This is a genomic window from Mycobacterium persicum (assembly GCF_002086675.1).
In the GTDB taxonomy this organism is placed as follows: domain Bacteria; phylum Actinomycetota; class Actinomycetes; order Mycobacteriales; family Mycobacteriaceae; genus Mycobacterium; species Mycobacterium persicum.
Window position 1 is genome coordinate 1 of record NZ_MVIF01000030.1, and the last position, 14,840, is coordinate 14,840.

The 14,840-nt window shown below is 64.9% G+C and carries 12 protein-coding genes; 7 read left to right on the forward strand and 5 right to left on the reverse strand.

Features of this window, described 5'->3' with window-relative positions:
- Window positions 1-228: 228 nt before the first annotated feature.
- Entirely contained in the window at window positions 229-2,484 is a 2,256-nt protein-coding gene (locus BST40_RS11955) for a glycoside hydrolase family 3 C-terminal domain-containing protein (RefSeq protein ID WP_075549501.1), read from the reverse strand.
- A 275-nt stretch (window positions 2,485-2,759) separates the two neighbouring features.
- Here BST40_RS11955 and BST40_RS11960 point away from each other — a divergent pair, with 275 nt between their 5' ends.
- Entirely contained in the window at window positions 2,760-3,245 is a 486-nt protein-coding gene (locus tag BST40_RS11960) for a pyridoxamine 5'-phosphate oxidase family protein (protein WP_075549500.1), read from the forward strand.
- On the opposite strand, the gene BST40_RS11965 is transcribed toward BST40_RS11960, so the two are convergent.
- The 4 genes from BST40_RS11965 to BST40_RS11980 form a co-directional block, all read right to left on the reverse strand.
- A complete protein-coding gene (locus tag BST40_RS11965; RefSeq protein WP_082275658.1) occupies window positions 3,242-4,366 on the reverse strand; it encodes a DUF2293 domain-containing protein in 1,125 nt (374 codons plus the stop codon). The genes BST40_RS11960 and BST40_RS11965 overlap by 4 nt on opposite strands.
- A 227-nt stretch (window positions 4,367-4,593) precedes the next feature.
- Window positions 4,594-5,262 (reverse strand): VldE C-terminal domain-containing protein, encoded by a 669-nt coding sequence (locus BST40_RS11970; protein ID WP_075549574.1) that lies wholly within the window; start codon window positions 5,260-5,262, stop codon window positions 4,594-4,596.
- Window positions 5,263-5,337: 75 nt separating this feature from the next.
- Complete coding sequence (locus BST40_RS11975; RefSeq protein ID WP_241780354.1) at window positions 5,338-7,782, reverse strand: glycogen/starch/alpha-glucan phosphorylase; 2,445 nt, start codon at window positions 7,780-7,782, stop codon at window positions 5,338-5,340.
- A gap of 144 nt (window positions 7,783-7,926) precedes the next feature.
- Window positions 7,927-8,787, reverse strand: coding sequence for an SCO6745 family protein (locus BST40_RS11980; protein WP_075549498.1), 861 nt, complete (start codon window positions 8,785-8,787; stop codon window positions 7,927-7,929).
- Between the two features lie 167 nt (window positions 8,788-8,954).
- On the opposite strand from BST40_RS11980, the gene BST40_RS11985 reads away from it, so the two are divergent.
- The 6 genes from BST40_RS11985 to BST40_RS12000 all read left to right on the forward strand — a co-directional run bounded on the left by BST40_RS11985 (window position 8,955) and on the right by BST40_RS12000 (window position 14,812).
- Window positions 8,955-10,481: an MFS transporter gene (locus BST40_RS11985; RefSeq protein WP_083154357.1), complete on the forward strand. Its 1,527-nt coding sequence runs from the start codon at window positions 8,955-8,957 to the stop codon at window positions 10,479-10,481.
- Window positions 10,482-10,902: 421 nt separating this feature from the next.
- The gene (locus BST40_RS33220; RefSeq protein WP_075549496.1) at window positions 10,903-11,205 is read left to right on the forward strand and encodes a PE family protein; all 303 of its coding nucleotides are present in this window, start codon (window positions 10,903-10,905) and stop codon (window positions 11,203-11,205) included.
- Window positions 11,206-11,316: 111 nt separating this feature from the next.
- Window positions 11,317-11,661, forward strand: coding sequence for a hypothetical protein (locus BST40_RS33225; RefSeq protein WP_075549495.1), 345 nt, complete (start codon window positions 11,317-11,319; stop codon window positions 11,659-11,661).
- Window positions 11,646-11,795 (forward strand): hypothetical protein, encoded by a 150-nt coding sequence (locus tag BST40_RS33230; protein ID WP_373420085.1) that lies wholly within the window; start codon window positions 11,646-11,648, stop codon window positions 11,793-11,795. The genes BST40_RS33225 and BST40_RS33230 overlap by 16 nt, the downstream gene beginning before the upstream one ends.
- A 310-nt stretch (window positions 11,796-12,105) precedes the next feature.
- On the forward strand, window positions 12,106-12,846 hold the full coding sequence (locus BST40_RS11995) for a hypothetical protein (RefSeq protein ID WP_083154359.1): 741 nt from the start codon (window positions 12,106-12,108) through the stop codon (window positions 12,844-12,846).
- A gap of 133 nt (window positions 12,847-12,979) precedes the next feature.
- On the forward strand, window positions 12,980-14,812 hold the full coding sequence (locus BST40_RS12000; RefSeq protein WP_083154361.1) for a serine/threonine protein kinase PknE: 1,833 nt from the start codon (window positions 12,980-12,982) through the stop codon (window positions 14,810-14,812).
- Window positions 14,813-14,840 lie beyond the last annotated feature (28 nt).

Sequence of the window (14,840 nt, forward strand, 5' to 3'; positions counted from 1 at the left end):
CCACCGTCGAAAATCAAGATCGAAAACCGCAATCCGAACCGATCAGGCCGCCACGTCAACCCCGCGAAACATCCGGGTTAGCCGACAAAATGGTCGCCAAAGTTCAGCGGCGATAGCGAGATAGGCGGCCGGACTCCGGCCGGTCCGGTGATTCGTCGTCGCTTCCGGTCCCGCTCCGGGTCACCTCTTAGGCGGATTCGTTCACCGCAGATAACTCCCGAGGTGCATTTACCTGCCTTGGAGGGTTACGGCTACTTTCAGAGGCAGGTCACGCGAAGAGTTTCCTGCCCATATCGAATATTCTCCGGGAACGAGCCGGAATGCGTTGCGATCACCGTCGTAGCTGGAAAGAAACAGCGGTTCCACATGTACGGTGACGGTCTTCGACTCACCGGGTTCGAGTGCCACCTTTTTCCAGCCGATCAGCCTGCGCGGCGGCTCTTGCGCACTTTCTGGCAAACCCGCGTAGATTTCGGCTATCTCCTCTCCGGCGCGCTTGCCGGTATTCGTGACGCGGACGGTGACGTCAAGCGCGACTCCGGGGGTGACGTTCAGTTCCGAGTAAGAGAAGGTGGTGTAGGACAGGCCGAATCCAAACGGAAACAGAGGCATCCTATTCTCCGCGTCATACCATTTGTAGCCGACCTTCAGGCCTTCGTCATAATGCACATCGAAGACTTTTTCGCCGGCCTTGGGGCCGGTGGGGGCAGCTGGCTCGGCCGGCGGTTTCGTCGCGTCCGGATGCGGCATATCGGCCTCGCGTTTCGGGAACGTGATCGGCAGCTTGCCTGACGGGTTGATATCGCCGAAAAGAATGGCGGCTATCGCCTGTCCGCCACGTATGCCCGGATACCACGATTCAAGCACGGCGCTCACCTGATCCAGCCAGGGCATGGTTACCGCTCCTCCCGTCTCAAGCACCACGATGGTATGCGGATTGGCGGCAACGACGGCCTGAATCAGCGCGTCCTGATTGTTGGGGAGCGAGAGGTTGGGGAGATCGGCACCTTCAGACTCGTGCTGGACAGCAAAGACAATCGCGACTTCGGAGGATTTTGCCAGCGCGGCTGCGGAGGCGGGATCATTCCCGGGATTATATTCAACTTTTGCCTGCGGGACTCGTTGGATAATAGCGTCTAATGGTGGTGAGCGGTGATAGACCCATTCCGGGGGGAGCGCCATGATATCGCCGTTATTGACGCCGGGCGTGATAACGGGATTGCCTCCGGCGGGATCGACCTGTGCCGAACCGCCGCCCGAGATGACACCACCGTCGGCATGGCCGCCAATGACCGCGATGGATTTAATCGAGGACGCGTCCAATGGCAGTTGGCTCGCCGCATTCTTCAGAAGCACTGCGCCAGCCTCCTCAACCCGCTGCGCGACCTTGAAGCCATGCATGACGTCGACCACCTTCGGATGCGCAGGATAATCGATGACCCCGGTGGCGAATTCAGTGCGAAGTACACGGTGAACCATGGAGTTCAACTGGTGCTGGGAAATCTCTCCGCGCCGGACCGCTTTTTTGAGTGGTTCGCCGAAATAGTCGCTGCCCGGCATTTCAATGTCAAGGCCGGCTCTGGCCGCGTTCACGGTGCTGTGCGTTCCGCCCCAATCGGAAACGACAAAGCCCCTAAATCCCCAGGCATCCTTGAGGACATCGCGGAGTAGATAATCGTTCTCGCAGGCATACGTGCCGTTGATCAAGTTGTAGGAGCACATCACCGCGCCGACGTCTGAATTACGGATGCCAATCTGGAACGCGAGCAAGTCTGACTCCTGCATCGAGCGCTTGCCAATGATGGAGTTGGCGAAGTGGCGGCCGTCTTCCTGATCGTTGACAGCGTAGTGCTTGATATTGCCGATCACATGCTGATTCTGCAGACCTTTAATTTCCTCACCGACCAGCGTGCCGGCGAGAATCGGATCCTCGCCCTTGTATTCGAAAGTGCGGCCATTACGCGGTTCGCGGGTAAGATTGACACCGCCGCCCAACGACATGTTGAAGCCCTGGTCGCGTAACTCGGTGCCGATGAGGTCGCCGTATTCGTAGGCGATTTCGGGATCCCAGCTCGAGGCCTCGGCCACACCGGAAGGCAGCGCCGTGGAATAGCGGCTACGCGGTGCTCCACGGGCAACACCAACGGCGGCATCGGACATCTGCAGGTCAGGAATCCCCAAGCGTTCAATACCGGGAATAAAACCCGCGCCCCCAAGAGAACGCACGCCAGGCACTGACGTGGTTCCCTCAAGGAGAGTCCGCCATCCCAAGCCGTGAAGCAATTGCACTTTTTCGTCGAGCGTCATCTGCTGGATGACCAGATCGGCCCGCTCATCAGGAGAGAGGTATTTGTTTTCCCATGGGCGTTCGGGTGCGGCATTTACTGGTTGTCTGAATTGCGTGTACATTGGGGCCGAGGCGACAAGAAAGAAGAATGCCAGTATTAAATTAGCTGCTTTCAGCAGGGACCTGCGCAGAATCATCGATTGCGCTCCAGAAATCTCGTCAGATCGATCAGCTCCTCCGTTTCGGTTTTGACTTCCTGGGAAATCATCGACCATCGCGGCCGGCCGAACCAGATCACGTGCTCCGAGCTTGCGCTCGTAGGCAATGAGGTTCGGCTTCGCCCGGTCTCCAGTAAAGAGCCTTTGACCCTGATGCGTTTCCAGAGTGCCCTGTTTCTTATCTCAACTGCCGACCACTCAACCCGCAGCCGCGGGTGTCGGGCCGGGGCGGAACGGGTAGGACTGCCGTTGTGATGACTGAGCAAGAGTTGGCCGCTGAGCTTGGCCACCCGGAAGCCCAGAAGCTGCTCTCCGGCTCCATGGCCCGGCTCGCCTACAACGGACACGATGGCTTCCCGCGGGTGATCCCGGTCGGGTTCTACTGGACCGGAGACCGCATCGTCGTCTCCACGGCACCGACCTCCCCCAAGGCCCGCGCGCTTTCGCGCCGTCCGCACGTGGCATTGACGATCGACACCGGCTCCACCCCAGAAGAGGCGAAGGCCCTGTTGGTGCGTGGCCTCGCCACACTGCAAACCGTCGACGGCGTCACCGACGAGTACCTCGCGGCGGCGAGGAGGTCGATGGACGAAACCCAACTCGCCGAGTTCGAACACAACGTGCGGTCGACGTATCAGCAGATGGTGCGCATCTCGATCGAGCCACGCTGGGCGCGGCTCTATGACTTTGGCGCCGGCCGGTTACCGGCTTTCCTCGCGAACCTGATCAAGGATCGTTAGCCAGACTCGGCCTTGCATCGCGGAAGCGAATGGGGACCCGGTAGCGATGCGGTCACAGCCCGAGCCTGCCGTGTTGTCGCCATGCCACCGTCGTGCCAGCCGTTCATTACGTCCGCGACACGCTGATGTACCCGGTGCCGCGCGGTTTCCCGTTCGACCGCCGACATCAGCAGCATGTCGTAATCGGTGTCGACGTGTCGGACCGACGCCGCTACGGCTAGTCGTATCGCGTCCGGATCCAGGGCCCGTCCGGCCGCGGTTCGTCCGATCCGGCCGCTGGCACGCGCCGCCGCGTGGCGTGCGATCGACTCGGCCCGGTCCGCAGGACAATACGGAAACAACTCCCGGATCGCGCCGGCAAATTCCGCCTGAAACCGCGCATCCTCGCCGGCCCGTCGCACTTTGTCGCGCTCCCGGCGGCGCAGCCGCAACTCGGCGTCGGAGAGGCATCCCTGCTCGGCCCGTTCAATGGCCTCCGGCTCGGCGAGGATGCCCTGGCGTTCGTAGCGGTTGCGTGAACGACTCCACCGCACCACCACCGCCGAAAGCCGGCTGATCTTCTTGGCCCGCCGGGTAAGCGCGGCATCACCAGACGGCAGGAACTCGAGATGGCCCAGGTCCGCGCAGTCCAGGCAGCGGGGCCCGTCGTCCTCCATGAACAGCAGGTCGCCGGTGCCATCGCAGGCCGTGCAGGTCCACTCTTTGAGCGGCGAGATCACCACGAGATCCGGTGGCCGGCTCTGCCGCTTGATCGCGTTCTGAGACAGGTACGGAGACACCCAGCGCGTACGGTAGGCGCGCTCGGTTGCGGCATCGGCGGTGACGCTGAACCGCAGCTCGCGGCGGTCCCGGGTGCGGGCAATGTAATCGGTTTCCGACGGCTGGAGCCCGCGGTTCTGCGCCCACTGCCGCAACGCCGCCATCGCCGCCGCGACCTTGGCCGGTTTGACCTGCATGAGTTGCTCCAAGGCTGCCACCCGACCCTGCCGCCAGATGTCGAGCTGCGACGGCGCAAGCCAGTTCAAGCCGACCAACACATCGATCGCGCTGACCAATCGCCGTTCCGCGAGCAGCGCCTCGGCCGCTCGCGTGACGCGCTGTTCCAGGTCCTGCCGTGTCATAGACGGGCCAAGCCTACCCGCCGGGTGTGCTCGACGAAACGGTGGCCACCCGCAGACCGGACCATCAGCTTCCCGAAAGCACTAGTGGCACAGGGACTCTCAATACCACCTCGCGAAACACCCGGGCGGCCGGCAACCAGGACCGTGCAGTCGGCTACCCGACCGCCGAGGACGCTGCGTGACCGAGGCGCCAGACATGTTGATCGATCAGCTGATCAATTGGCCGATCACCGTGGCGGCATCGGCCGCATGGATCCGATGAAGTAGCTTTCCTGCCCGGTGGGGTATCCGCCGCCGTCAGTGGCGATATGAACGTGGTCGTAATGGTTGAGCGTTTCGGAGCCGTAATCCGCCGTCCAGCTCGGGGCGCCGATGCCCGGGTAGAGCTTCTGCCGCCAGATCACATGGAGCACGCCCCAGCGTTTGGCGTTCGCCAGGGCATACCCGGCGATCTGGTTGCCGAGCTCGATACCGGCGGGGGAGTCATGGCCGGGGATCATCACGTCGATCGCCAACCCGTTGGGATGCCACTTCAACGGATCCTGCCGAAACCCGTAGATGGTGCTGATCTGGGGAAAGAGCACGCTGATGGCGCGGGCCGCCCAGATGGTCTTGATCTGCAGCCCCTGCTCGGATGCGACGCCGGCAGGTAACGCCATTTGGAAGTCTTGGCCGGCGACGGGTGCGGCCGCCGTCAACATGTCCACCTCCGCCGGACTGGCGGTGGGCGCTGCGCTGGGCGGCACGGCCGCGGTACTTGTGGGGGTTGCCGCCGGGGTCTGGACGCAGCACGGCCGCTCGGTGGCTTGGGCGTAGATCATGGCGGCAGAGACGACGAGTGAGGCCGCGATTGCCAACCAGCGGCCTCGCCCGTTGGCTAACGCGGCGGTGCCCACGCACAGCACTCTAGTGGCGTGTGCGACGCATGTGGCAGTCCTTTTGATCTTTTTGTTGCACGAGTCCCGACCGGGTCAGTCGCTCGGAGATCCGATTGGCACCGGCGTGATGTTCCAGATGTCGTCGCAGTACTCGGCGATCGCCCGGTCCGAGGAGAACTTTCCGCTGTGCGCGGAGTTGAGGATGGACTTGCGGGTCCAGCTTTCGGTGTTCCGCCAGGTGGCGTCGACCTCCTGCTGGGCGCGCAGATAGTCGGCGTAGTCGGCGATGACCAAAAACGGATCGTGGTCGGTCAGGTTGGTGATCAGCGGGGCGAACACCTCGGTGTCGCCGCGCGAGAACCGGCCGTCGGCGATCAGCCCGAGAACCGCTGTGAGCTCGTCGCTTTCGGCGATGTAGTCCCTGGGCCGATAGCCTTGGCCGAGCACCTGCCGCACCTCTTGGACCGTCAGCCCGAAGAGGAAGAAGTTCTCCGCGCCGACCTGCTCGCGGATCTCGACGTTGGCGCCGTCGAGGGTGCCGATGGTCAGCGCCCCGTTCATCATGAATTTCATATTCCCGGTGCCCGATGCTTCCTTGCCGGCCGTCGAGATCTGCTCGGAGAGATCTGCTGCCGGATAGATCACTTGGGCGTTTTGCACGTTGAAGTTCGGGATGAACGCCACCTTCATGCGGTCGTTGACGTCCGGGTCCGCGTTCACCGTTTCCGCAACGGAGTTGACCAGTTTGATGATGAGTTTTGCCATCGTGTAACCGGGCGCCGCCTTGCCGCCGAAAATGTATGCGCGCGGCGCCATTTCGAGATCCGGTCGCTGCTTGAGCCGGTGGTAGGCGGTGATGATGTGCAGCAGGTTGAGATGCTGGCGCTTGTATTCGTGAATGCGCTTGACCTGGATATCGAAAAGCCAGTCCGGATCCAGCGCGATACCGGTGTTGGCTCGTACATAGTCCGACAGCCGCGTCTTGTTCTCCCGCTTGACGGCCCGCCACTGTTGCTGCAGTGCGGGATCACCCGCCAAGGGCGCCAGCGCACGCAACCGGTCCAAGTCCCGCAACCACCCCTCTCCGAGCCGCTGATCGAGCAGTCTGCGCAGACCGGGATTGGCCAGGGCGACGAACCGGCGCGGTGTCGCCCCATTGGTTTTGTTGCTGAAGCGCTCCGGCCACATCTCGTAGAAGTCTTTGAGAACAGTGGTTTTCAGTAGCTCGGAGTGCAATGCCGCGACACCGTTGACGGCATGGCTGCCGACGGTGGCCAGGTGCGCCATCCGAATTCGCCGGTCGCCGTCCTCGTCGATCAGCGACATCCGCCGGACGCGGTCCTCGTCACCGGGGAACCGCGCCCGCACCTGGTCGAGGAAGCGGCGGTTGATCTCGTAGATGATCTCCAGGTGCCGCGGCAAGAACCGCTGAAACATTGACAGCGGCCAGGTTTCGAGCGCTTCGGGAAGCAGGGTGTGGTTGGTGTAGCCCAGCGAGGCCACGGTGATCTGCCATGCCTCGTCCCAGTCGAGGTCGCGCTCGTCGACGAGCAGCCGCATCAGCTCGGCGACGGCGATCGAGGGGTGGGTGTCGTTGAGTTGTATCGCGACCCGGTTCGAGAGTTCCCTGACGGGCAGACCGGCGAAGTCCTCGAGTAGGTGCAGCATGTCCTGCAGCGAGCAGGACACGAAGAAATACTGCTGGGCCAGCCGCAGTTGCTTACCGACTTCCGGCTGATCATTGGGGTAGAGCACCTTGGTGAGGGTTTCGGACACCACCTGGTCATCCACGGCCCGGTAGTAGTCGCCGGCGTTGAATGCGTCCAGGGCCAGCGACTGGATGGCGCGGGCGCTCCACAGGGTCAGGGTGTTGCAGGTGTTGACGCCGTAACCCTGGATGGGCGTGCCGTAGTAGACGCCCTTGGCCGCGCGCTGCGGGATCCAGCGCACCCGGTACCTGCCCCGCTCGTCGGTGTAGGACTCGGTGCGGCCGCCCCAGCCGACCTGGTAGCTCAGTTCGGGCTTGGCGATCTCCCACGGATTGCCGTCGGCCAGCCAGTTGTCGGTTTTCTCCACCTGCCAGCCGTCGTGGATTTCCTGGTCGAAAATGCCGAACTCATAGCGGATGCCATAACCGATGGCCGGACGCTCCAGGGCGGCCAGTGAGTCCAGGTAGCAGGCCGCCAGCCGGCCCAGTCCGCCGTTGCCCAGGCCCGGCTCCTCCTCGCAGGCCAGCACTTCGTCGAGGTCTTGGCCCAGCGCGGCCAACGCGGTGCGGGCCTGGTCCTCAAGTTGCAGGTTGAGCAGGTTGTTGCCCAGGTGCGGGCCGAGCAGGAACTCCGCCGACAGATAACACGCCACCTTGCGGGAAAGGTCCAGATAGGTCTGGGTGGTCTCGATCCACCGCTGCTGCATCCGGTCGCGCACGGCCAGCGCCAAGGCGCGGTAGTAATGCTTCGGCTGCAACAGGGTGGCGGGGCGGCCCAGTGAGTAGCGCAGGTGGTCTTCGATGGCCTGGCGAAGAGCCTCCGAACTCATTCCGGTGCGGACGTCCTCGGCGCAGGTGGATGCCGCCGCCTCCGCGGAGGCTGTCGTCGACGCGTGGGCCGAAGATCGAATGACATCGCTCATGTTCGTATTCCCTAGTTTTCAGCCGGGTGGTGGGTGCGAGTATCGGGCCTTTTAGAAATCCCGTCGCAGTCTCATCGGCGTGACGGCCGGCATGTCACCGCCGTCGATCACCGTCCGCGCGATCGGGGTCAGCGCCTGCAGTAATGCCTCGAGCTCGCCGTCGTCCAACGTGTCGTACGCGTGCAACCCCAGCGCGTCGGTGGTGGCCTCGATGTGGTTCTTCACATCGCGTCCGGCGGGCGTCATGCGACCATCCTCGTCGAGCAGGCCGCGGTCGATCAGGCTCTGCTGGCATGCGCGCCACTCGGCGTCGTCGTAGTGGCGGGTCTGCATGATGTAGTCGCGGGGCACCGCGTCGGCGGCGCTGTGCAACACGTTGGCCTCTCGTCCGGAGATACCGGCGGCGAGCAGCACGGCTACATGACCGTCGCCGCGATGCTCGCGTAGCAACGTTGTCGCATGCCAGAGCGCGGCCACCGGATCCTCGGGCCAGGGCAAGGCGCGGTTGGCGGCGAATAGCGGCCGGCCGTCGACCCGCGCCCGCCGCGCAGCGCTACCCGCTAATCGGGCTGCGGTGCGCACGTTTTCGTCGTCGGTGAGTCCGTACCGTCGCAGCGCCGCCACCGCCGACTCGGCGCGCGCTTGCAATGCAAGGTGCGGCCCCGCGATTTCCCACGCCGTCGGTAGCGCCTTGGCCACCCGCCCCAGGTCGAAGTTGTAGAACACCGCGGCCACGACTTCGGGTGGCACCTGGCCCAGCGGGGCCGACCGAGCAGCGAAGTAACCCATCCAAAATCCGCGGTAACCGAGATTTGTCAGGGCAGCACGCGCCTCCGGTGCGAAGTACGTCACGGCGTGGACCGGTTCGAAGCGATCGTAGAGTTGACGGGCAAGCTCGGGTTTGCGTTGCATTCCTGAAGCTAACCACTCGGTTTGGGGATGGCGCCTCGGGCATGGCCGAGTATGGGTCACGCCGATAGGTTGGTTAGTGTCGCGAACGGTGTTTGGTGCCGGCGCGCCGTCGGCATCCTCTAGGCGCGGTAGCGGGCCAGTCGCCGCCTACCAGAACGGAGCCAGCCATGAGTGCGAGCGCGCAAACCGGAACCATCACCACCCAGGTGCCGGCACGCCTGGACCGACTGCCCTGGGGGCGGTTTCACTGGCGCGTCGTCATCGGCCTGGGCGGCGTGTGGATTCTCGATGGTCTCGAAGTCACGATGGTCGGTAACGTGTCGTCACGCCTGACCGAGCACAGTAGCGGTATCGAGCTCAACGCCGCAGACATCGGCTTGGCGGCATCGTTCTATATCGCCGGGGCCTGCCTGGGGGCGTTGTTCTTCGGTCACCTGACCGACAGGTTCGGCCGGCGGAATCTGTTTCTGCTGACCCTCGCGGTGTACTTGATCGCGACCGTGGCAACGGCTTTCGCGTTTGCGCCGTGGTATTTCTTCCTGACCCGCTTTTTCACCGGCTCGGGCATCGGCGGCGAGTATGCCGCCATCAATTCCGCGATCGACGAGCTGATCCCGGCGCGGGTGCGCGGTCGGGTGGATTTGGTGATCAACGGGACCTATTGGCTGGGGTCGGCGGCCGGAGCGGCTGGCGCTTTGGTCCTGTTGGACACCTCGCACTTTCCGGCGAACGTCGGCTGGCGGCTCGCCTTCGGTGTGGGGGCCATCTTCGGCATCTTCGTTCTGCTGGTCCGGCGAAACGTTCCGGAGAGTCCCCGATGGTTGTTCATTCACGGGCGCGAGCACGAAGCCGAGCGGATCGTCGGGGAAATCGAGGGGGAAGTGGAGCGGGATACCGGTCAACCGTTGCCCGAGCCGCCCGGAAAACCACTCAAAGTACGTCAACGCCATACGATTTCGTTCTGGGAGATTGCCCGGGTGGCGTTCACGCTCTATCCGCGCCGCGCGGTCCTCGGCCTGGCGCTGTTCATCGGGCAGGCATTCCTCTACAACGGTGTGACGTTCAACCTGGGCACGCTGTTGAGTGGTTTCTACGGGGTCGAGTCGGGACACGTGCCGGTGTTCTTCATCGTGTGGGCACTCAGTAATTTCGTCGGCCCGCTGCTGCTCGGTCGGCTGTTCGACACCGTCGGCCGCAAACCCATGATCACCTTCTCTTACATCGGGTCGGCGGTGGTGGCCGTGGTGCTCGCGGCGCTGTTCGTGACTCGAACCGGAGGTGTCTGGACATTCATCAGCGTGCTGGCGGTGGCATTCTTCCTGGCCTCGGCGGGTGCGAGCGCCGCTTACCTGACCGTCAGCGAGATCTTCCCGATGGAGACACGCGCGTTGGCGATCGCATTTTTCTACGCGGTCGGCACCGCGATCGGCGGCATCAGCGGCCCGCTGTTGTTCGGGCAGCTCATCAATTCCGGCCAGCGCAGCCACGTGTTCTGGTCGTTCCTCATCGGTGCCGTGGTGATGGCCGCCGCCGGCCTGGTCGAACTGTGGCTCGGGGTGGCGGCCGAGCGGCGCCCGCTGGAAGAACTGGCGTTGCCGCTGACGGTGGCCGACGCAGAAAGCCACGGCGGCGCGGAGGATGTCACGGGGGGCCAGCCGGCGAGTGGAGCCCCTGTTCAACAAAAACGTCACTAAGAGTAATCGGCATTGACCAGTCCGATGGGCGGCTGCGCACCACAGCGTGGAACCCGGTGCTGCAGCTGGACGAGAAGATGGCCGCACGCGTCGAGCAGTACCGCGGGTCTGCCGTCTAACTCTTACCCCAACGGCGGGGCCGCGCTGGTTCGTTCGCGCGGCGGTCCGCAAATGCCTTAACTCCCAACAATCGTGAGAACGCCTGATAGCGTGACCTTTCTTCGGCACCGAGGACCGGTCCCAGGTGTGGCAACGCCAACCGATTGTCGTCGACACGTGTGCGCACTCGGGTTGCCGGCTGGCAACGCACCGCATCGGGGTCAACCTGGCGAAAGACACGGTGGCGGGTCGCGCGATGTGATGCACCACGTCGACGTGATCAAACACCCGCTGGCCCGGTTGAGTTGTTGGGAGCAATCAGATGTCTTTTCTGATCGCGTTGCCGGACGTAGTAGCCGATGCGGCAAGGGATTTAGCGGCACTCGGTTCGACGCTCAGCACCGCTAACGCCGCCGCCGCGACACCGACGACGACATTGCTGGCCGCCGCCGAGGATGAGGTTTCGGCGGCTGTCACCGTACTGTTTTCGGCGCACGGCCAGGCGTATCAAGCCCTCAGCGAGCAGGTGGGCGCGTTTCTGGCGCCGGGTCCTATGCCGTTGCCGAGGCAGCCAGCGCCGCTTCGTTGTCCAATCCGCTGCAAAGCGTGCAACAAGACCTGCTGAACGCGATCAACGGCCCCGTCCAGGCGCTGACCGGGCGCCCGCTGATCGGCAACGGCGCCAACGGGGTTTCGCGAACCGGGCAAGACGGCGCCCGGGGGCAACGCCGGCCTGTTGTTCGGCAGCGGCGGTGCGGGCGGCGATGGCGGGCCCGGCGGCGGGATCACCGCCGCGACCAGCGGTGCCGGCGGCAATGGCGGCAACGCTGGCCTCCTCTTCTCCAGCGGCGGAGCCGGCGGGAACGGTGGAATGGTTACCGGTAAGGGCGCGGCCGGTGGGAACGGCGGCAACGCCTCCCTGCTCGGCAACGGCGGGATCGGCGGGGTCGGTGGGGCCAGCTCAGGCGGCAAATCCGGCGCCGGCGGAAGCGGCGGGCAAGCCGGGTTTCTGTTCGGGATCGGCGGAGCCGGTGGCACCGGGCGTTTTCGCCGGATCGACCGGGGGTGCCGGGCGGGGTAGGCGGCAACGCCGTGCTGGTCGGCACCGGCGGCAATGGTGGCAACGGCGGAACCGGCCCGACCGCAGGTAGCGGCGGGGCCGGCGGTGCGTCCGGGCTGTTGTCGGGCCTCAACGGGATTGCCGGATTGCCGTAACACAGCGTACTTATCGCTTTCGGGACGCTGCGCATCGGTGAACTGTCCAGCCCGAGGTGTCGGCCTGTCACACGCGACGGCGGCCGTTCCGGCCACCATGATCGCGTGCGGACCCGGATTTCCTCGCGGAAGCGAGTCGCGGTCGCTGCCTTCAGGGGTACCGGCATTCGGGGGCTGTCGCCGATAACGTTGCCGTCCATCCGACTGCGCAACGATAACTCTCAACCAATTCGCGCAGCAGATCCGTGCGCACGCTGACGATGGTGTTCGATTACTCCGATGAGCACCGATCGCCGCCGAGGACGTGACAATGACGAGCACCCTGCTGGATGAGGCGCTGGAAGCCCACGGCGGGCTGCAGGCATGGCGATCCGCCGTCAGAATCCATGCGCGGGTACGCAGCGGCGGGCTGCTGGTCCGTACCCGCGTCCCGGGCAACCGGTTTGCCGACTACCGCATCACCGTCGACGTCCACGAACCCCGCACGGTCATTGACCCGTTCCCGGTTGACGAGCAGCGCGGGGTCTTCGAAAACGGGATAGTGCGGATCGAGAGTCACGACGGCCACGTCCTCAGCTCGCGGGCGAACCCGCGGCCGGCGTTTTTCGGGCGCTCGGGCCTACGGCGGAACTTCCGGTGGGATCCGCTGGATTCGGTCTACTTCGCCGGCTATGCCATGTGGAATTACCTGACCACGCCCTACCTGTTGACGCGCGACGACGTCGAAGTCGACGAGGCAGGGACATGGCACGAGGGCGGCGAGACCTGGCGGCGGCTCAACGCGACGTTCCCGGCGCACATCCATACCCACTCGCCGCGGCAGAGTTTCTATTTCGATGCCAGCGGTCGGTTGCGTCGACATGACTACGTCGCCGAGGTGGTCGGCCACTGGGCACGGGCCGCGCACTACTGCACCGAGCCGGTTCACGCCGGCGGGCTGGTTTTCCAGACGCGCCGGCGGGTCTACCCGATCGGCCCCGGCAATCGCCCGCTGCCCGCTCCGACCCTGGTGTCGATGCAGCTGTCCGACCTGCGGGTCGATACCGGATAGGACCCGCTGTCGCGGCGGCATTCTCGTTGTCCACCGCGCCTCCCGGCAGGCGAACCGATTAGCCTTATGCCTGCACGTCACCGCGTCCAGGCGCTTTCAGTCGTGCACGCGGAAGGCGGGTGAGGAGTCGGCGATGGGTGATACGACCGCGGATTCGCGGGAGGGTTCGCAGTTCGGTCAGTATCGGCTGCGGCGGCTGGTCGGTCGCGGCGCCATGGGCGACGTCTATGAGGCCGAAGACACCGTGCGCGAGCGCGTCGTGGCGCTGAAGCTCATGTCGCCGACGCTGTCCAGCGATCCGGTATTCCGCACCCGCATGCAGCGCGAAGCCCGCACCGCCGGGCGGCTACACGAACCGCATGTGGTGCCGATTCACGATTACGGCGAAATCGACGGTCAGCTCTACGTGGACATGCGCCTGATCGACGGCAAGGACCTGGCCGCCATATTGAAGCGCTACGGTCCGCTGACCCCGCCGCGGGCCGTGGCGGTGGTGCGCCAGATTGGCTCAGCGCTCGACGCCGCGCACGCTGCCGGGGTGACACATCGCGACGTGAAGCCGGAAAACATCTTGGTCAGTGGCGACGACTTCGCCTACCTCGTCGATTTCGGGATCGCCAGCGCCACCTCCGACGAAAAGCTGACGCAGCTGGGCAGCACGGTCGGCACCCTCTACTACATGGCGCCGGAACGGTTCGCCAATACCGAGGTCACCTATCGGGCCGACATCTACGCGTTGGCCTGCGTGCTGTACGAGTGCTTGACCGGCTCACCACCGTATCGAGGCGACCAGCTCAGCGTCATGGGCGCACACCTGAGTCAGGCCATCCCGAGGCCCAGCGCTGCACGGCCCGGCATTCCGGCCGCCTTCGACCAGGTGATCGCCCGCGGCATGGCCAAGGATCCGGCCGACCGATACGCCACCTGCGGCGACCTGTCCGCGGCCGCCTACGCGGCCCTGGCCACCCCCGACCAGGACCGGGCCACCGACATCTTGCAGCGCAGCCAGGTAGCGCAACTGCCGGCCGCGGCCGTCGGCCAGCCTGCCGCGGGTTTCGCACCCCCGATGCCTGCGCCGTCGACTCCCGCGGCACAGCCCACCGGGTGGTCCCCGCCGGCGCCGCTGCCGCCCGGGTCGCCGGTCCCGACGGGTGTGCCGCAGCCGACACCGTGGACCGGCGCCACCGGATGGGGCACCGGGTATCCCGGGACCGCCGGTGCGCCACCGTGGGGTCAACCGCCGGTCCAGCCCTCTGGTGGCGGCGGAAAGCCCTGGTTGTGGGTGGGCGTTGCGGTGGCCGTCGTGGTAGCCGTCGCGGCAGGACTGGGCATCGTTGTCGCGCAGCCGTGGCGGTCGTCGACACCGCGGCCGACGCCTACGTCGCCACCGCCGCCGGCCGACGCGGTGGAACTCCGAGTGCTCAATGACGGGGTATTTGTCGGCAGCTCCGCCGCGGTGAAAACGATCGACATTTTCAACGAACCCATCTGTCCGCCGTGCGGCGCTTTCATCAGGTCGTATGCGAGCGACATCGACGCTGGAGTGGCCGACAAGAAGCTTGCGGTGCGCTATCACCTGCTCAACTTTCTCGACGACCAATCGCACACCAAGAATTACTCGACGCGGGCGGTGGCGGCCTCGTATTGTGTTGCCGGCCAAAACGATCCGAAGACGTACACCAACTTCTATTCGGCCTTGTTCGGCAGTGACTTCCAACCCCAGGAGGGCGCCGCATCCGATCGCACCGACGCCGAGCTGGCCCATCTGGCTCAGACCGTCGGCGCCAACGCCACCGTGGTCAGCTGCATCAAGGCCGGATCTGACCTCGGCACCGCCCAATCGAAGGCCGCCGCGGCCAGCGAGACCCTGGCTACGTTCAACGCCAATGGGACCCCCTTCGTGTGGGACGGCACCAAGGCCGTGGATCTGCAGAATTCGAGCTGGCTGACCAGGCTGATCGGATGACGTGGGCCGCTTGGATTTAGCGACGCGA